Here is a 16,758-nt window from a genome sequence, read left to right as displayed (position 1 = left end):
TGCGGATCATGGCAGATGACAGCGACAGCGGGTTCCAGGCGGGGCGGACGGCACTCGTCGTCCGGGTCCCGGAGGCGGAACCGTCCGTCGGCAGGTGGCGTGAGCGGTGCGACCCGTCGGCCCGGGCCGGGGTCCCGGCCCACATCACCGTCCTCTTCCCGTTCCTCCACGAGGGCCGGATCGACGCGTCCGTCTCCTCCGCACTCGCGGACGTCCTGGGCGGTCACCCGGCCTTCGACCTGCGGTTCGAGAGGTGCGGACGGCTTCCGGGCGTGCTCCACCTCGTCCCCGAGCCGGACACGCGGCTGCGCCGGCTCACGGAGGCGATCGCCGGCCGCTGGCCCGAGGCTCCGCCGTACGGTGGCCGGCACGCCGAGATCGTGCCGCACCTGACCATCGCCCAAGGACAGGAGGACGCCGTCCTGGAGGAGATCGAGGCCGACCTCGCGGGCCGGCTCCCCTTCACCGCCCGCGTCTCGTCGGTCGCCCTCATCGTCCACGACGGCACGAAGTGGCAGGAGCGGGCGTCGTTCCCTCTCGGAGGGTGAAACCGGTCGGAGGGTGAAACCGGTCGGAGGGTGAAACCGGTCGGAGGGTCCTGGCCGGGCGCCGCGGGGACGGGAGCCCGCTCCCCGCTCGCGCCGCCGGCCGAAGATGCCGGTGGCGGCGGCCACCCGCCCCGTCCCCGGGTTCGTCCCCCGGCCGCGCACCACGGCCGGTCCGGCCCCGGCTCCGGGGGCGGGACCTGTTCGCCACGAACCGCTCCCCACGCGTACCTACGTGCCGGGCGACGCCGCTTCCGGCCAGGCGCGCGGGTAGGGCACCCGCATCGTGTCGGCGGTCACGGGGGCGTGCTCGGCGGCGGCGTACAGGCGGCCGTCGCGGAGGACGATCGCACCGCTGCGGAGCATGGTGGTGACGAGTTCCTCCGCGAGGTCCTCCGGCGTGCGGCCGAGCAGTCCGGCGGCGTCGGTCAGCCAGGCCCGGGCGTGCAGGTACGGCTCGATCCCGTCCGCGGGGACGCCCCCGCGGATCATCAGCGCGAAGGCGAGGATCCGGCGGGCGCCGTACCAGACGGCACCGTCCGGGTCGTCGACGAGCCGCTGGGCGCGGCGCAGGGCGGCTGCGAGCGTCGCGCCGGGGTCGGCGGGGATCGGGCCGTGGGAGGGCAGGATCACCCGTGGGGCGAGGTCGGCCAGGCGTTTGAGGGAGGCGAGCGCGGTGCCGGCCGCGCCGGGGCCGTCGAGGGCGAGGTTCACCCAGCCCACGTCGTAGTCCGACAGCGCGTCCCCGACCACGAGCAGCCTCTCCTCCGGCTCCCACAGCGCCAGATGGCCCGGCGTATGACCGGGGGTGCGGACGACCTCCCAGTCCGTGTCGCCGAGCCGGAGCACCTGTCCGTCGTCGAGCGCGAGGTCCACCGTGTACGGGGGGACGGGCTGGTCGAGGTACTCGGCCGAGCAGCAGCCGGGGTCCCGGCGGGCGATCGCCTCGGCCTCGGGCGCGCCGGCGGCTATGCCGGCTCCGTGCGCCTGGAGGAGGGCGTTGCCGCCGACGTGGTCGGAGTGCCAGTGCGTGTTCACGACCAGGTCGACGTGGCCCGCCGTCGCGCGGACCCAGGCGGCGGTCTCCTCGGCGTGGCCGACGAAGCCGGTGTCGATCAGGGCGGGGCGCCGTCCGGTCAGGAGCAGCGTGTGGGCGTCGGGGAACGGACGCTGCCACCACGTGAGCCACGCCGGGAGGTCCGGGGCGGCCGGGCGGGGGTTCACCCGGCGGTCCGGGACCCGGATGCGCACTCGGTCTGCGTCCCGGCCCCGGTCGCCGGCTCCGCCCCGGCCTCGATCGCCGGCTCCGTCTCCTTCTCCGTCTCCTTCTCCGTCTCCGGCTGCTTTGCCACGTACATGCTCTCCTCAAGGGGTCCGTGCGTCGGGTGGAGCGGGCGCGGGGTCCTCAGCCGGCGAGGCGTTCCACCAGCAGGAGGGCACCGATGACGATCATCATGGCACCGCTCACGCGGGTGACGACCCGGGCGGCCGAGGGCCGGGTGGCGAGGACCGTACGGGCCAGGACGCCGACGGTGAGATAGACGACGGCGCAGGCGGTCAGGTGCACCGTGCTGAGCAGTCCGGTCTGCGCGGCGACCGGCCAGCCCGTCACGGGGTCGATGAACTGCGGGAACAGCGAGAAGTAGAGCAGCAGCGCCTTGGGGTTGAGACCGCTGGTCCCCGCCCCCTTGAGCAGGACCCGCAGCGGGGACGCCTCCGCCCTGTCTCCCGCCGCCGCCGGGGTGGCCGGCTGCCGCAGCACACCCCAGCCGAGCCACAGCAGGTAGCAGGCGCCCGCGACGGTCAGCGCGGTGAGCGCCGCCGGGGAACTCGCCACGATCACGGCCAGACCGGCGACGGCCACCAGCGCGTACGCCGCGTGTCCCGTGACCAGGCCCGCGACGGCCGGGACGACGGAGCGGTCGCGCAGTCCCGCGGAGATGGCGTACGCCCAGTCCGCGCCCGGTGTGAAGACCAGGAGGAGGTCCACCGCCAGGAAGGCCGCCAGTGTCGTCGTGTCCATCGCTCGTTCGTTCCCTCTCGCATTCTTTCTCTGGGAGGGAAGACTAGGTGGGATATGCCCGAAAATGTTTGCGTCTTTTCCCCGCTGGCGGACCGCGTGGGGGAGAATCTTCTTCATGGACGCACTTGACCGGAAGATTCTTACCGAGCTGCAGCAGGACGGCCGCCTGACCATCACCGAACTGGCCGCCCGCGTGAAGCTCAGCGTCTCGCCCTGCCACCGCCGACTGCGCGACCTCGAACGCGAGGGCGCGATCCGCGGATACCGCGCCGTCGTCGACCCCGCCGCCGTCGGCCTGAACTTCGAGGCCCTCGTCTTCGCCACCCTGCGCTGGGAGAGCCCCGACACCGTCACGGCCTTCGAGGAGGCGGTGGCCACCGTCCCCCACGTCCTGCAGGCCCAGCGCCTCTTCGGCGAACCCGACTATCTGCTGCGGGTCGCCACCACCGACCTGACCGCGTTCCAGCAGCTCTACGACCAGCGGCTCGCCCGCCTGCCCGGTGTGCAGCGCCTGACGTCCACCCTGGTCATGAAGAACGTCATCGACGACCGCCCCCTGCCCGAGAGCTGAGGCGCCCCGCCCAGCCGGCCTCAGGCTCCCGTCAGCTCGCGCCGAGGAGGACCGGGGACCGGGACCAAGGCGTTCGAGCGCGCGGGGAGGACGCCACCACTACCGCTCCGCGGTGATCCGCTTCTCGAACCAGTGGTGGGCGTACGGCTCGTCGTTGAAGGGGGAGACTTCGCCGAAGCCGCAGGCGCGGTACAGGCCGATCGCGGCGTGGAGCGCCTTGTGGGTGTCCAGGCGCAGGACGTCGCTGCCGTGCCGGGCGGCCCGGGTCTCCAGCTCGGCCAGGAAGCGGCGGCCGAGGCCGAGGCCGCGGGTGTGGGGCGCGACCCACATGCGCTTGATCTCGGCCGGTGCGCCGGAGGGCAGCTTCAGGCCCGCGCAGCCGACGGGCTCGCCGTGCAGCCGGGCGACGAGGAACAGGCCGTGCGGTGGCCGGAGCCCGCCGGCGTCGGGCAGGAGGCTCCGCGCCGGGTCGAAGCCGGTCTCGAAGCGGTCCCGCAGTTCGGTGAAGTAGGAGCGCAGACAGTGGCGGGCGTCGGGATGGTCCGGATCGGCCTCGTCCAGCGTGACGGTCGCGGCGGTCAGCAGCCGGTCGACGGGCCGCTCGCGGCCGAGGCAGTGGTCGTGCGGCACGCCCACGTGCTCGGTGGCGGTTCGGTCGAACCGCCGTACCTGATCGATCTGCTCCGCCCTGTCCATCGTCCGACCCTAGTCAGAGGATGGGCGGGGCGGAACCGGAGTTCTCGCCACCCTGACCCCGGGTTCTCCCGGACGGACGCCGACGCCAGGGTGTTCCACGTGCCTCACGGGAGGCTCACCCGGCCTCGTACCGGGACGTCCGAAAAAAGTTCTGGCGATGATGTCGAGATCCCGCGTCCGGCTTCGTCCCCGGTGTGAGCGCGACCAGAATGGGTCGTACGAGCACCGAGGAGAGAACCACCATGGCCAAGTTCCTGCTGCTGAAGCACTACCGAGGCGCCCCGGCCGCGGTCAACGACGTGCCGATGGACCAGTGGACCCCGGAGGAGATCTCGGCCCACATGCAGTACATGAGCGACTTCGCCGCGCGGCTGGAGAAGAGCGGCGAGTTCGTGGACGGGCAGGCGCTGGCCCCGGAGGGGGCCTGGGTCCGCTACGACGGCGAGGGGCGCCCGCCGGTCACCGACGGGCCGTTCGCCGAGACGAAGGACCTGATCGCCGGCTGGATGATCATCGACGTGGACGGCTACGAGCGCGCGGTCGAGCTGGCCGGAGAGCTGTCGGCCGCCCCCGGGGCGGGCGGCGAGCCGATCCACGAGTGGCTGGAGGTGCGCCCGTTCCTCGCCGCGCCGCCCACGATCACCGAGTGACGTCCCCGATGGACGAGGCCCTGCTCAGAAGCCTCACCCCGAGCGTCCTCACCGTCCTCGTCCGCCGCGGAGCCGACTTCGCGGCGGCCGAGGACGCCGTCCAGGACGCCCTGGTCGAAGCGCTCCGGATCGGTGCGGCCGGCCCTTCCCCGGACCCTCGTCCCCGCCCTGGCGGGGACGACCCCCTGCGGGATCCCAAGGGCTGGCTGATCACCGTGGCCTGGCGCAAGTTCCTCGACGCTACGCGCGCCGACGCGGCCCGCCGCCGGCGCGAGGACCGCGCCGAGGAGGAGCCGGCGCCGGGACCGGTGCCCGCGGTGGACGACACGCTCCAGCTGTACTTCCTCTGCGCCCACCCGTCCCTGACACCGGCCTCGGCGGTCGCCTTGACCCTGCGCGCCGTCGGTGGGCTGACCACCCGCCAGATCGCCCGGGCGTACCTCGTGCCCGAGGCGACGATGGCGCAGCGCATCAGCCGGGCCAAGCGCACGGTCTCCGGCGTGCGCCTCGACCGGCCCGGCGACGTCGCCACCGTGCTGCGCGTCCTCTATCTCGTCTTCAACGAGGGCTACTCCGGCGACATCGACCTGTCCGCGGAGGCCATCCGGCTCACCCGCGCGCTCGCGGCCCGCATCGACCACCCCGAGGTGGCCGGCCTGCTCGCCCTGATGCTCCTCCACCACGCCCGGCGCGCCGCCCGGACGGCCGCCGACGGCAGCCTGGTGCCGCTCGCCGAGCAGGACCGGAGCCGCTGGGACACCGCCCTCGTCGCCGAAGGCATCGGGATCCTGCAGGCGGCTCTCGCCCGCGACCGGCTGGGCGAGTTCCAGGCACAGGCCGCGGTGGCCGCCCTGCACGCCGACGCGCCCTCCGCCGGGGAGACCGACTGGGTGCAGATCGTCGAGTGGTACGACGAGCTCGCGCACCTGACCGACAACCCGGTCGTCCGCCTCAACCGCGCGGTCGCCGTCGGGGAGGCCGACGGCCCCCGCGCCGGTCTGGCGGCCCTCGCGACGCTGGACGCCTCGCTCCCCCGCCACACCGCGGTGGCCGCGTACCTCCACGAACGCGACGGCGACCTGCCGACAGCCGCTCGCCTCTACGCCGAAGCGGCCCGCAAGGCCCCCAACACCGCCGAACGCGACCACCTGACCCGCCAGGCCGCCCGCCTCAACACCCACCGACCCCATTGAGGCACCCGCTCCCCCGCTCCTGCGGGTCACCAGGGCGAGGATCCTCGCACCTGGGACGCGACGCGTACCTCCCGTAGGCTCCTGGCATGTCTTACGGGGTGGACGCGCGGGAACTGTACGAGGCCCTGGGGCGGTACGAGGGGACGGAGCCGTACGCGAACGTCGTCGTGCCGTGGCTCGATCGGACCCACGGGGGCTACCGCGCCTGGCTGGCCACGGCGGCCGAAGACGGCTCGTGGTGGACCGGGAAGGGAACGGAGTCCGCCGGGCAGGAACTCCTGTGGGAGCTCTACGCCCTGCACCGGGTCGGCGACCGGCTGCTGCTCCCTCGGCAGCCGTCCTCCGGCGGACCCGGCTCCCCGGACCCGCGACCCTCGCTCTCGGAGGGGCAGTACCTCGACGTGTTCGCCTCGCTCGGCATGACGCCGTTCGAGGAGGGCGACGCGTTCGACCCGTTCCTCCACGAGATCGCCGGGGTCGAGCAGGCCGACGACCCGCACGCGCCGATCGAGATCACCGAGGTCCTGTGGCCGGGGCTGATGCTGGGTCAACTGCTGTTCAGCCGGGCCGGCGTGCGGATCCGGTGCGGCGTCGAGCACGCCCAGCGCGGTGTCGCGGACCGCTCACCGCTGTACTGGACCTTCCGGCGCCGCCACCGGCCGACGGTGGACCTGTCCCAGGGCTGGGGCAGCCGGTCCCAGTGGCGCACCGCCTTCCGCCTCGACTACCGGACCCCGGCCGGCGATCGCCTCAACGTGGCGGGGAACCGCCCGATCGACGGCCGTGCCGACCTGCACCCGGACCACCCGGACAATCTCAGCCCCGAGGAACGGCTCCTGACCCCCGGCGAACGGCGCGAACTCCTGCGCCACCGCTGTCTCCTGCGCGCCCCCGAGGCCGCCGACGCACTGGCCGCGTCGCCCACTTGGACGCAGGAGCTGATGCCCTTCGACTGGCGGCTCCCGAACTCCGAGGGCTGACGCCGGGGCTGCCCGTGGCCGAGGAGACCACGACGGCCGGACCGGCTCGCGCCGCGAGGGCGGCCACCCGCGGCTGCCGCTCGCCGACGGAACGAAAGCCGTCAGCCGGGGAAGGAGAAGTAGAGCGCATCGCCGTAGAAGGACGCGAAGTGCCGCTGCCAGTCGGCCCGGACGGAGGCCAGCCACGCGTCGTTCTGGCCGGCGATCGCCGCCTCGGCCTGGGCGACGGCGCCGGGGATCTCCTCGGACGCCAGGCGCCGCACGCTCTCCACCGGATCGTCGTCCGTCATCGAGACGATCTCCCCGGTCTCCAGGACGAAGTACTTCGCCCGCTGCTTCTCCAGGTGGGCGGTGGTCCTGGCCACGCAGTCGGCGAACTCGGCGTCGCCCTCCAGGCCCTCGCCGACCGCGCGCAGGAGGTCACGGAGCAGGGCCGCCCCGCCGGCGTAGTCCGCGGCGATGCCGATCGGAGGGTTCCAGATCATGGACGGGACGATCGTCGTGCCACGCCCCACCATGAGCTTGTGCGCGAGCGGGATGTCCCAGTTGTGCTCGGATACGCAGCGGATCGGCTGGGGGATCTCTGCCTCGTTCGGCATCGATTCCGCGGAGTAGAGGTACGAACGGTTTGCCATGGTGGTGACGCTAACAACGGGGACTGACAACGCCGGTGCCGCCGGACCCCTCCCACGCGGCCGGACCGCGCGAACCGGCCCGGCGCGAACCGGAGGACTCGCTCGTGACCACTGCCTCTAGACCATGGTCAGGAGGTGATCCGTGGGGACGTAGTCGATCTTCCAGTCGGCATAGACGCCCGAGAAGCCGTCCTCGACGCACCGCAGGCCCACGGTCACCCAGCGGACCTCGCCGTCGCCGCCGAGAGAGAACGCGACGCCGACCTCGAACTCCTCGCCCCCGCACGGGCAGCCGGCCGCGCCGGGCTCGTCGTCCTCCCAGGACTCCTCGCCCCAGTACTCCTCGCTGTCCGCGATGAACGCGCGGCCGCCGCATCCGGAACACTCCCGTTCCGCTCCGGACGCGTTGACCAGCACGAAGAAGACCCGGCCGCCGCACCCCCCGCAGACGGAGGAGGCGACCGTCACCGGACGGCCGTCGTCCCCGTCCCGAAGCAACGCCGCGAGGGCCTCGGGGACATCCGCGTCGATCCGGTCGTCAGCATGCACGGTCGCGTTCTCCCGGACGCCGTGCACCACCGACCGCCGCAGGCCCGTCGGCAGGGACACCCCGTCCGCCCCGGGCCCCAGAGCGCCGCGGCCTACAGGTCCCGCCACACATGGGGCTCCATGTAGACGTGCCGGCCGCGGAAGTACCAGTCCGCGAGGTCCACGAGTCGCTCGACGCAGGCGTCGTAGTACTCCCGCGGTTCCGGGCGGGGAAAGTTCGGATGGCTCGTCCAGCCCGGGACTTCGGTGGCCGCATGGTAGAAGCCCTCGGCGAGCCATCGGGGGAGGGTCTCCGCGCCCTGCGTGTGCGCGCAGATCGCACGCATGGCCTTCTCCAGGCGCGAGAAGGCCGCGCGGTCCCATTCCAGTTCGCAGCGCAGCCGCAGAAGGAAACTCTCCGGCTCGCTGTGGAACTCGTGCTCAAGGATCTTCAGCGCCTCGTCCATGGTCCGCATGGTCCCAGGCGGCTCTGACAGTGGTCCGGACGCTTCCCACGCGCCGAGCTCCGGCGCGCATCAACACACGTCTCCTGCCCCGCTGTTGAGGCGGTCTATACGCGTAGACCACTCATGCCCCATCATGGTCGCGCTCCACCCCGGCACCATCGCTCACCGGCCGCACACCCGCCGCCGGTGCCTCCGGCATGCCCCGACACCCGGGGCCCGCCGTCCGACTTCCGATGGAGGACGTCTTGTCCGTCAGAAAGCAGCTCCGCACCGCCCTGTGCGGCCTCGCCCTCACCGGCGTCGTGGTCACCACCGCCCACGGCACCGCCGCGGCGGCACCGGTCGAGGACCGTGCGGCGAAGGTGTCGCCCGTGGCCGCCGCCGAGGACGCGGCCGCCCGCGCGCTGGCCCGTTCGCTCGCCGACTCCGCCTGGCGGGCGGAGGCGGGGCGGGCCGTCGCGGGCGGGGCGGAGACCGGGCTGAAGGCGCTGGCCGACGGGTCCCGCACCAGGGCCGCCGCGTCGCTCGCCGCCGAGGTCGCCGCCGCCGACCGTACCGTCACCGCGGCCAAGGGGCTGGCCGCCGGGACGGACGGGCTCCTCACCGTGACCCTGGCCGGCGCCGCGGACTCCCGCCGCGCCCCGCTGGTCGCCGTCGCCCCGTCGGACGACGAGACCATGCCCGTCACCGCCTACGACACGCACGGCCGGGCGCACACCCTGGACGCCTCCCGGACCCCTGACGTGCCGGTGTACGTCGTCGGCATCGACGGCGAGAAGGCCGTCGAGGCCGGGATGGAGGTCCTGGAGCGCGAACTGGCCGCCGCCGGGGTCACCACCGCCGTCGCCCCGCCCGCGTCGGCAGCGACGGCCACGGCATCGGCCGCGGCCACCGGCTTCTGGACCTCCCGGATCACCTCGGTGCGTCTCAACGACGACAAGGAGACCTGGGTCAAGGGCGACGCCGAGATCTTCAGCATCGTCAGCGGCTTCGGGCACGACGGCAAGGTCCGCGTCGACACGGTGACCCACCCCTACCTCGACGACGCGGGGACCACGTACTACCCGAACCAGATCCTGGTGAACTGGTCGCAGTACAAGTACAACCTCGCCGACGTCGTGATGATGGAGGACGACGGCGACACGAACTACTCGGCGCTGGCGAAGGCCATCGCCACGGCCCTCCTCACCATCGCCGACCTCGGCGCGTACATCCCGCTGGTCGACCCGGTCGTGGACGCCATCCCGTCCTCCTTCTGGACGGACGACGCCGACTTCGTCGACGCCTGGTACACCCTCGCCCGGGAGACCACCGGCACCCGTGACGGGGCCGGCGCCAACGGCCGGTTCACCTTCGACCGGTACTGGGTCTCCGCCCTCTGAGCCACCCGGCTCGTCCCGTCCCTCCTCCGCGGACGCGTCACCGCGGGAGCGAGGCGGGACGACTCGGATCCCGCGACACCCACGCCGGCGCGTACCCGGCCCCTTCACGGGGACTCCCTGCGTCCGGCGTGGCTGTCGGTGCCTCCTGACACGATGTTCCGATGACCGCTATCGGCACACCGCCCGCCGGCCACGACGACCGGCCGCGCGCCCGCCTCCTGGACCTGGTCGGCGCCATCGAACCCTGGGACGACCTGGAGCGCACCCATCTGAGGACCGCGGCGGAGTGGATCGCCGGCGGGGCGCCGCTCCACCGGGTGCGGAAGCCGGACGTTCCCCCGATGCACCTGGTGTGCTACTTCGTCGTCCACGACGCGGCGCGCGGGCACCTGCTGCTGGTCGCCCACCGCAAGGCGGGACTGTGGCTGCCCGCCGGCGGGCACGTCGAGCCGGACGAGGACCCTTGGGACACGGTGGTCCGCGAGTGCCGGGAGGAGCTGGGCATCGAGGCCACGGCGTCGTCGCTCGCCGGCCGCCGTCCCCTCTTCCTCACCGTCACCAGGACCCGGGGGCAGGCCGACACCCACACGGACGTCTCGCTCTGGTACGTCCTGGCCGCGGACGCCGGCACCATCACCGACTACGACGAGGGCGAGTTCGACGCCATCAGGTGGCTGACGGAGGAACAGGTGCTCCAGGAGTCCGGGGACGTCCTCGACCCCCACATGCACCGCTTCACCCACAAGCTGCGGCACGCACGGGCCGCGAGGCGCGGCGAGCGCCCCTGAGGGAAGCACCGAGCGCGGGCTCGGGCACCGGCCGGAGGCTCAGCACCGCACGTCGGTCTCCGGGCGTTCGCCGGTCGTCAGGAAGCGGGTGACGGTCCGGTCGCCGCAGGCGTTCCCGGTGCCGCCGGCGCTGACGAGGTACACGCCGTGGCCGCCCCGGTCGACGGAGACCAGCCGGGCGCGGTCGCCGAGCGCCTTGCGCATCTTCAGGCCGGAGGAGTGCGGCGTGGAGGGGTCCCGGAGGTTCTGGATCATCAGGATGTTCGACGGGCCGTGGTCGGTGAGGCGGACCGGCTTCTCCACCGCGCCGCCCTTCCAGAAGGAGCAGGGCGTGATGTTCACGGGCATGCCGGCGGTCAGCGGGTGGCGGGCGCGGTCGGCGGCGACGGCACGGGTGTAGGCCGGGACGGAGCGGGGCCAGTCGACGTCGTTGCAGATCACACCCACGGTGATGGCGGCGGCCTCGTCGGGCATCGCGCCCGACAGCTCGGGCGGCAGCACGGGCACGGCCTTCGGGTCGAGCGCCTGGCGGACCAGGCGCGCGAAGCCGGGGAAGGCGGCGTCGGAGTAGAGGGCGGCCTGCAGCGCCTGCCGGAAGGCGGTGCCGGTGAGGGGGGCTCCGGGCACGGCGGTGGCGCGGGGTTCCCGGTCGAGGCGCGCGGCGAGATCAAGGACGAGGGTGCGCACGTCCTCGGGGGCGTCGGCCAGCCGCAGGCCGGCCGTCTCCCGGTCCGGGTGCGAGGCCCAGGCGGCGAAGTCCGGGAAACGGTCCTCGGCGCCCTTCGCCATGTCGGCGAGCCAGCCGTACGCGACCCGGCGCGGGTCCGGGTCGGCGCTGCTGTCCAGGACCCAGCGGTCGGTGCGGCGCGGGTGTTCCTGCGCGTACCGGGCGGCGACGTACGTGCCGTACGAGGTGGCCCACGCCGACACCTTCGACTCGCCCAGCGCCTGCCGCAGGGCCTCCATGTCCCGCACCTGGTTGGCGGTGGTGAGGCTCCGCAGCATGGCGCCGCCGTTGCGGGCGCACGCGTCGGCGATCCGTCGCGCCCGCTCGACGTTGGAGCCGATCGTCCCGTCGGCGGCGGGCCAGGACCGCAGGGCCACCATCCACCGGTCCTCGTCCGCGAGTCCGCACCGCGCCTTGGCCGAGCCGCCGACCCCGCGGGGATCGAAGGCCACGAGGTCGTACGCCCCACCGGTCTCCTGGGCGAGCGCGGCACCCTTCTGCGCGAGCCGCTGCACTCCGGAGCTTCCGGGCCCGCCCGGGATCACGAGCAGCGTCCCGCGGCGGGCCTCCGGCCGGGCGGAGGCCAGCCGGGAGACGGCGAGGTCGACGCGCGGGCCGGAGGGGTCGCTGTGGTCGAGCGGCACGGAGAGGCTCGCGCACCGCTGCCCGTCGGCCGGCTTCACCTGGGCAGGACAGTCCCCCCACAGCAGCCCGCCACCGACGGCGGCGCGGACCGTCTCGGTGGCCGAGGCGGTGGTGACGGTGGTGGGTGCGGTCGCCGTCCGACGCTCGTTCGCGGCCGCGCTCGCGGAACCTCCGGCGGCGACGAGGCCCGCGGAGGCGAGGGCGGCGATGGACAGGGCGGAGGCGGCAAGGGACGTACCCACACGGTGTGTTGTCATGCCTCAAGCCTGCCGCCGGACGGCCCGTCGCCCCATCCGGCCACCGGGCCCATCGGGGGTGAGGCCACCCCCAGGCAGCCGGGGGGCCTCCCCAGGACCCGGGTCTTCCCCCAGGTGTACTCCCGAAGCGGGAGTCGACGCGGTCCCGGCCCCGGACAGGGCGGCGGCGGCCGTTCCAGGGGACAATGCCGTCCGGGTCCGCGGGTGTTCGAGCCAGGGGGGATGTGTGGTGGCAGTGACGGGTGATCATGCGGAGGCGGGGGCGGGCGGCGACGGGCTGGATCTGTACGCCTACGCCTATCTCGCCGGGCGCGAGCGGCGGGTGCTGGAGAGTGCCGTCGTCGTCCTCGCCGAGCGGGGCGTGCTGTCGCTGGCGGCCGGCCGTCTCCGGGTCATGGGCGGGGAGCCGCCCCAGGACCCCGTGGAGCTCGCCGTCGTCGCTGCCTGTCCGCGCAGCAAGCCGGTCGGAGACGTCCTGGACGGCCTGCGGGGCTCCCCCGAGATCGAGGCCCTCGTCCGCCGGCTCGTCTCGCTCGGCCTGGTGCGCAACCGGCCCCGCGGGACCAGCCGGGCGGGGCGGCGGTGCCTGGCGTCCGCCGTGTCGGAGGGGCGCGTTCCCCCGTACGTGCTGCACGGCCCCGCCGCGCTCGACCCCGGACCTGTCCGGTACGGGCTGGCGGCTACCGGGAGCGGACGCGACGGTCTCGGCCGCACGCTGCGGCGGATGGGGAAGGCGCTCGACGACCCCGCGCACGCCGCGGACGGCGGCGCCGACGGCGGCGGGTTCGGAGGCGGCGGGGGTGGCGGCGGGGACTGAGGCCCCCGCCCGGAGACGGCGGCCGGTCGGCGCCGTACGGCCGTCCGTCGGGGCGGGACGGATCAGGAGGCGGGGCAGATCAGGAGGCGGGGCGGATCAGGAGGCGGGGCGGTAGGTCGCGATGATCACTCCGCTGCTGGTGGGCCGGGCGTCGACGAGGCGCAGCTTCTTCAGCGGGGCGTCGTCGGCGAAGAGCTTCTTGCGGCCCTGGCCGGCCACCACGGGGTGGATGAGCAGCACGAGTTCGTCCAGCAGGTCGAGCTCCAGGAGGGAGCGGACCAGCGTCGGGCTGCCCGCGACGGTGATGTCCTTGCCCTCGCCCGCCTTGAGCTCCTCGATCGCGTCCTTCAGGTCGCCCTTGATCAGCGTGCTGTTCGCCCAGTCCTCGACGCTGTCGAGCGTCGAGGAGACGACGTGCTTCGGCGACTCGTTGATCCACCGGGCGAAGCCGGCGTCCTCGCCGCTGGTCACCGTCGGCCAGTAGCCGGCCCATTCGGTGAAGGTCACGCCGCCCAGCAGGATGGTGTCGGCGCTCTCCAGGGTCTGGGCCAGTGCCGCGCCCATCTCCTCGTCGAACGCGAACTGCCACTCGTCGGGTGCCTGGACGACGCCGTCGAGCGAGATGAAGAGACCCGAGACGACCTTGCGCATGATTCCTCCATGACGGTTCCGGGGGTGCGCGGCCCGTCCCCGGCCGGGGCGGGCCGACCCCGTCGGCTACGTCAGGAACACTAGGCGGGTTCCCAGGGGTGGGGCTTGTACAGAAGCGACAGCGGCTCCCGCGTGTCCGGTGCGCTCAGCTGGGTGGCCGTCCGTCCCACGTACCGCTTCAGGGAGCGCGCCAGGTGCGGCTGGTCGAAGTACCCGGTGCGGTGGACGACCTCGTGGGCGGGGACGCCTTCCTGGATGAGCACCGCCGCGTGGCGGGCGCGGTGGATCTGGCGGATGGCTCCCTGGGTCTGTCCGGTCGCCGCGACGAAGCGCCGTTGCAGGGTGCGCTCGGTGACGTCCGGGGCGGCGCCGCCGAGCACGGCGGGGACGACCGGGTCGAGGTCCACGATGCCTTCGCGCACCATGCGCCGGACGAACGCCTCGGCGTTGTCGTAGTCGGGGACGTGCCAGGCCGACCCCTTCAGCCATACCGAGCGGCGCGTCACATCGGGGATCTCGGCGCTGCCGCCCACCAGCCGGCTGACGGGGACGTGCGGCATCGAGGTGCCCAGCGCGAAGCTGATCCCGAAGAAGTCGGCGTCGCCGGGGACCGGGGCGTACGACGCCTTCGCCTCCGGTCCCAGGACCGCCGCCTGCACCTCGCCCCGGTGCTCCCAGAACACCAGCTCCCAGTGGGAGGTCGCGACCGACATCATCCGGCCGGCGCCGTCGCTGCGGCTGCGCCACACCCGCTCGATGTGCGGAAGCTCCGACGACCGGCTCTCGATCTCCAGCCCCAACCCCGTTCCTCTCCCCCGGTCCCGTTCCGCTCTCCCGGCCACCCGTCGCGGGTCCCGGACCGGCGGGCCCCCAACTATGGTGCCGGACGCCGGTGTCAGGGGAAGTACAGGCCCGCCTTCTGCAGCACGTGCCGGGTGAACAGTCCGCCCCAGACGACCCTGCCCCGGTACATCGTGGTCCGGACGGCGCCCGGGGCCGTCTCGACGGTGAGGGGGCGGCCGACCACCGACGTGTCGATGGTCCGCGCGTCGTACGCGGCCCACTGGGCCGCGGCCGGCTCGACGTGTGCGCTCACGAGCGCGGGAAGCACGAGGGTCACGTTGCGGGCGCCCGGTATGCCGCCGCGCAGGCTCTTCGCGCGGCCCATGGCCCAGACGGTGAACGCCTCCAGGGTGGCGACGTCCACATGGGGAACGGCGGCGGCCATGACGAACAGCTCGGACTTCGTCCCGAACCAGCGGGCCTTGCGGTCCGCCCGCTGCCCGGCCACGACGGGGCGGCCGTGCCACTCCGGCGTCGTCACGGCGCAGGCGTCGGCCGTCAGCCGTGCGTGGAGGCCCGCCAGGTAGGCGCCGGCCGCGTCGGCGGGCGCGTCAGATGCGTGCTGAGTCATGAGCAGATCCTCCAACGCCCGCCGGAGCACGGGGAAGAGGATCGAGAGACGAATCCGGGTGGCCGACCGGACTCCCAACCCCCTTGCCCTCAGCTGCCGTTCGGCCCTTCGTCCGCCCTCACAGGGTCGGGCGGCGGGCGCTCCACGGGCGGACCGCCTCGATCGCCGTGGCCACCCGGAAGACGGCGGCGTCGTCGTAGGTGCGGCCGACGATCTGGACTCCCGTCGGCACACCGTTCGAGGCGAGTCCCGACGGCACGCTGAGGACCGGGCACCGGCTGGCGATGTTGAACACCGTGGTCATCGCCGCCTCCAGGTAGGAGTCGAGCTGGACGCCGCCGATCACGACCTTCGTCGTGAGGTAGTCGTCGTCCGCCTTGAGGGCGGGGATGGCGGTCGTCGGGCAGAGCAGGACGTCGTAGCGGTCGAGCAGGAGGCCGAGCGTCCGCTGGATCGCGGCCTCCAGCTCCAGTCCGCGCAGGGTGCTCCCGGGCTCGCGGGCGGCCTCGCCGGCCCGCTCGGCGAAGTCGAGGGCGTACGCGGTGAGCAGGTCGCGGTGGTCCGCGGCGACCGACGTGACGTACGGGCCGAAGATCGCGCCGAAGTGGATCATCGCCGCTTCCATCACGTCCGCGCGCCGGATCGGGACCTCCACCTCCTCGACGACGGCTCCGGCCGCGCGCAGCGCCTCCGCGACCGCGCGGGTGTGGGCCTCGACCTCGGGGTCGACGGGCCAGTCCCCGAGCGTGACCGACAGCGCGATCCGGATGCCCGCGACGCTCTCGAAGCGTTCGGGCAGGGTGACCCCGGGCCGCAGGGAGACCGCGTCGAGCGGGTGGGGGCCCGCGATGACGTTCTGCAGGAGGGCGCAGTCGGCGACGGTCCGCGCCATCGGGCCGTCGTGGCAGTACGTGTCGAGGTTGAAGGGCGCCATGGCCGGTACGCGGCCGTACGGCGGCTTGTACCCGACCGTGCCGGTGAAGGAGGCCGGGATGCGGATGGAGCCGCCGATGTCGGAGCCGGTCGCGAGGGTCGTCTCCCCGGCCGCGAGCGCCGCGCCGGCGCCGCCGGACGATCCGCCGGGGCTGAATTCCAGGTTCCACGGGTTGCGCGTCACGCCCCACAGCCGCGACTGCGTGTACGCCGCGCAGCTGAACTCCGGGGTGGTGGTCCGCGCGTGCACGATGCCGCCCGCCGCCTGGACCCGCTCGACGACCGGGTGCGTCTCGTCGGCGATCTCGTCCCGGAAGGCGAGCGAACCGTCCGTGCTGCGGCGGCCGGCGAGGGGCTGCTCCTCCTTGGTCGCCACCGGCAGCCCCTCCAGCGCCCGGGGTGCCGGCCCCTTGCCCGCGTAGCGCGCCTCGGCCTCGCGGGCGGCGGCGAGCGCCAGCTCGAAGGTCTGCTCGGCGAGGGCGTTGACCTTGGACTCGACGGCCTCGGCCCGAGCGATGACGGCGGTCATCAGCTCGACGGGAGACAGCGAGCGGTCCCGGAAGCGGCTCAGGGCTTCGGTGGCCGGCATGTAGGCGAGGTGGGTGGAGTCCGTGGCCGAGGAGTGCGGGGCCATGGGGCACCCGGCCGGGGCCGGATTCGTGAGCGGGTTCCGGTTCGGGCTCGGGTTCGGGTTCGGGTTCGGGTTCGGGTTCGGGTTCGGGTTCGGGTTCGGGGTGGGATCGGCGAGGCCGGTCATGCGCGGTCCCTTTCTGGGACGGAGGCGGTGGCGGATGCGGATGCCGTCGGGGGCCGGGGGCGCCCCCGACGGCAGCATCGAACCGCCACCCGTCCCCCG

20 protein-coding genes are annotated in these 16,758 nt (G+C 73.7%); 8 read left to right on the top strand and 12 right to left on the bottom strand.

Going from position 1 to position 16,758, the window contains the following annotated elements; all coding sequences use genetic code 11:
- Nucleotides 1-8 precede the first annotated feature (8 nt).
- Nucleotides 9-548, top strand: a complete 540-nt coding sequence (locus tag ACFVU3_RS11240) for a 2'-5' RNA ligase family protein (RefSeq protein ID WP_390065603.1) — start codon at nt 9-11, stop codon at nt 546-548.
- 228 nt (nt 549-776) lie between these two features.
- On the opposite strand, the gene ACFVU3_RS11235 is transcribed toward ACFVU3_RS11240, so the two are convergent.
- From ACFVU3_RS11235 to ACFVU3_RS11225, 3 genes are read right to left on the bottom strand one after another with little or no spacing between them, the layout of a single operon-like run.
- Entirely contained in the window at nt 777-1,769 is a 993-nt protein-coding gene (locus ACFVU3_RS11235) for an MBL fold metallo-hydrolase (protein WP_390065602.1), read from the bottom strand.
- Nucleotides 1,766-1,897: a hypothetical protein gene (locus ACFVU3_RS11230; protein WP_390065601.1), complete on the bottom strand. Its 132-nt coding sequence runs from the start codon at nt 1,895-1,897 to the stop codon at nt 1,766-1,768. Before ACFVU3_RS11230 ends, ACFVU3_RS11235 begins: the two co-directional genes overlap by 4 nt.
- Before the next feature lie 53 nt (nt 1,898-1,950).
- Nucleotides 1,951-2,568, bottom strand: a complete 618-nt coding sequence (locus ACFVU3_RS11225; protein ID WP_390065600.1) for a LysE family translocator — start codon at nt 2,566-2,568, stop codon at nt 1,951-1,953.
- A gap of 115 nt (nt 2,569-2,683) precedes the next feature.
- Here ACFVU3_RS11225 and ACFVU3_RS11220 point away from each other — a divergent pair, with 115 nt between their 5' ends.
- Nucleotides 2,684-3,139, top strand: coding sequence for an Lrp/AsnC family transcriptional regulator (locus ACFVU3_RS11220; protein ID WP_390065599.1), 456 nt, complete (start codon nt 2,684-2,686; stop codon nt 3,137-3,139).
- 99 nt (nt 3,140-3,238) lie between these two features.
- Here ACFVU3_RS11220 and ACFVU3_RS11215 read toward each other — a convergent pair whose 3' ends face one another.
- Nucleotides 3,239-3,835, bottom strand: a complete 597-nt coding sequence (locus tag ACFVU3_RS11215) for a GNAT family N-acetyltransferase (RefSeq protein WP_390065598.1) — start codon at nt 3,833-3,835, stop codon at nt 3,239-3,241.
- 242 nt (nt 3,836-4,077) lie between these two features.
- On the opposite strand from ACFVU3_RS11215, the gene ACFVU3_RS11210 reads away from it, so the two are divergent.
- From ACFVU3_RS11210 to ACFVU3_RS11200, 3 genes are all read left to right on the top strand, one after another.
- Nucleotides 4,078-4,485, top strand: a complete 408-nt coding sequence (locus ACFVU3_RS11210) for a YciI family protein (protein WP_390065597.1) — start codon at nt 4,078-4,080, stop codon at nt 4,483-4,485.
- An 8-nt stretch (nt 4,486-4,493) separates the two neighbouring features.
- Entirely contained in the window at nt 4,494-5,678 is a 1,185-nt protein-coding gene (locus tag ACFVU3_RS11205) for an RNA polymerase sigma factor (protein WP_390065749.1), read from the top strand.
- Between the two features lie 86 nt (nt 5,679-5,764).
- The gene (locus ACFVU3_RS11200; protein WP_390065596.1) at nt 5,765-6,658 is read left to right on the top strand and encodes a hypothetical protein; all 894 of its coding nucleotides are present in this window, start codon (nt 5,765-5,767) and stop codon (nt 6,656-6,658) included.
- A 101-nt stretch (nt 6,659-6,759) separates the two neighbouring features.
- Here ACFVU3_RS11200 and ACFVU3_RS11195 read toward each other — a convergent pair whose 3' ends face one another.
- The 3 genes from ACFVU3_RS11195 to ACFVU3_RS11185 form a co-directional block, all read right to left on the bottom strand.
- A complete protein-coding gene (locus ACFVU3_RS11195; protein ID WP_390065595.1) occupies nt 6,760-7,293 on the bottom strand; it encodes a hypothetical protein in 534 nt (177 codons plus the stop codon).
- Between the two features lie 117 nt (nt 7,294-7,410).
- A complete protein-coding gene (locus ACFVU3_RS11190) occupies nt 7,411-7,950 on the bottom strand; it encodes a hypothetical protein (protein ID WP_390065594.1) in 540 nt (179 codons plus the stop codon).
- On the bottom strand, nt 7,935-8,297 hold the full coding sequence (locus tag ACFVU3_RS11185) for a hypothetical protein (protein WP_390065593.1): 363 nt from the start codon (nt 8,295-8,297) through the stop codon (nt 7,935-7,937). The genes ACFVU3_RS11190 and ACFVU3_RS11185 overlap by 16 nt, the downstream gene beginning before the upstream one ends.
- A 236-nt stretch (nt 8,298-8,533) precedes the next feature.
- On the opposite strand from ACFVU3_RS11185, the gene ACFVU3_RS11180 reads away from it, so the two are divergent.
- Together ACFVU3_RS11180 and ACFVU3_RS11175 are read left to right on the top strand one after the other, a co-directional pair.
- The gene (locus ACFVU3_RS11180) at nt 8,534-9,670 is read left to right on the top strand and encodes a DUF3103 family protein (protein WP_390065592.1); all 1,137 of its coding nucleotides are present in this window, start codon (nt 8,534-8,536) and stop codon (nt 9,668-9,670) included.
- Between the two features lie 161 nt (nt 9,671-9,831).
- Complete coding sequence (locus ACFVU3_RS11175) at nt 9,832-10,458, top strand: NUDIX hydrolase (protein ID WP_390065591.1); 627 nt, start codon at nt 9,832-9,834, stop codon at nt 10,456-10,458.
- A 39-nt stretch (nt 10,459-10,497) separates the two neighbouring features.
- Here ACFVU3_RS11175 and ACFVU3_RS11170 read toward each other — a convergent pair whose 3' ends face one another.
- A complete protein-coding gene (locus ACFVU3_RS11170; protein WP_390065590.1) occupies nt 10,498-12,087 on the bottom strand; it encodes an alpha/beta hydrolase in 1,590 nt (529 codons plus the stop codon).
- A 235-nt stretch (nt 12,088-12,322) separates the two neighbouring features.
- Here ACFVU3_RS11170 and ACFVU3_RS11165 point away from each other — a divergent pair, with 235 nt between their 5' ends.
- On the top strand, nt 12,323-12,904 hold the full coding sequence (locus tag ACFVU3_RS11165) for a TIGR04222 domain-containing membrane protein (protein WP_390065589.1): 582 nt from the start codon (nt 12,323-12,325) through the stop codon (nt 12,902-12,904).
- A gap of 96 nt (nt 12,905-13,000) precedes the next feature.
- On the opposite strand, the gene ACFVU3_RS11160 is transcribed toward ACFVU3_RS11165, so the two are convergent.
- The 4 genes from ACFVU3_RS11160 to ACFVU3_RS11145 form a co-directional block, all read right to left on the bottom strand.
- Nucleotides 13,001-13,555: a dihydrofolate reductase family protein gene (locus tag ACFVU3_RS11160; RefSeq protein WP_390065588.1), complete on the bottom strand. Its 555-nt coding sequence runs from the start codon at nt 13,553-13,555 to the stop codon at nt 13,001-13,003.
- 80 nt (nt 13,556-13,635) lie between these two features.
- Entirely contained in the window at nt 13,636-14,355 is a 720-nt protein-coding gene (locus ACFVU3_RS11155) for a helix-turn-helix domain-containing protein (RefSeq protein ID WP_390065587.1), read from the bottom strand.
- Between the two features lie 95 nt (nt 14,356-14,450).
- Nucleotides 14,451-14,969: a hypothetical protein gene (locus ACFVU3_RS11150; protein WP_390065586.1), complete on the bottom strand. Its 519-nt coding sequence runs from the start codon at nt 14,967-14,969 to the stop codon at nt 14,451-14,453.
- 118 nt (nt 14,970-15,087) lie between these two features.
- Complete coding sequence (locus tag ACFVU3_RS11145) at nt 15,088-16,659, bottom strand: amidase (RefSeq protein WP_390065585.1); 1,572 nt, start codon at nt 16,657-16,659, stop codon at nt 15,088-15,090.
- Nucleotides 16,660-16,758 lie beyond the last annotated feature (99 nt).

Origin of the sequence: Streptomyces sp. NPDC058052 (genome assembly GCF_042885515.1) — a bacterium.
Lineage (GTDB): Bacteria > Actinomycetota > Actinomycetes > Streptomycetales > Streptomycetaceae > Streptomyces.
This window is presented reverse-complemented; position numbering and strand designations above follow the sequence as displayed.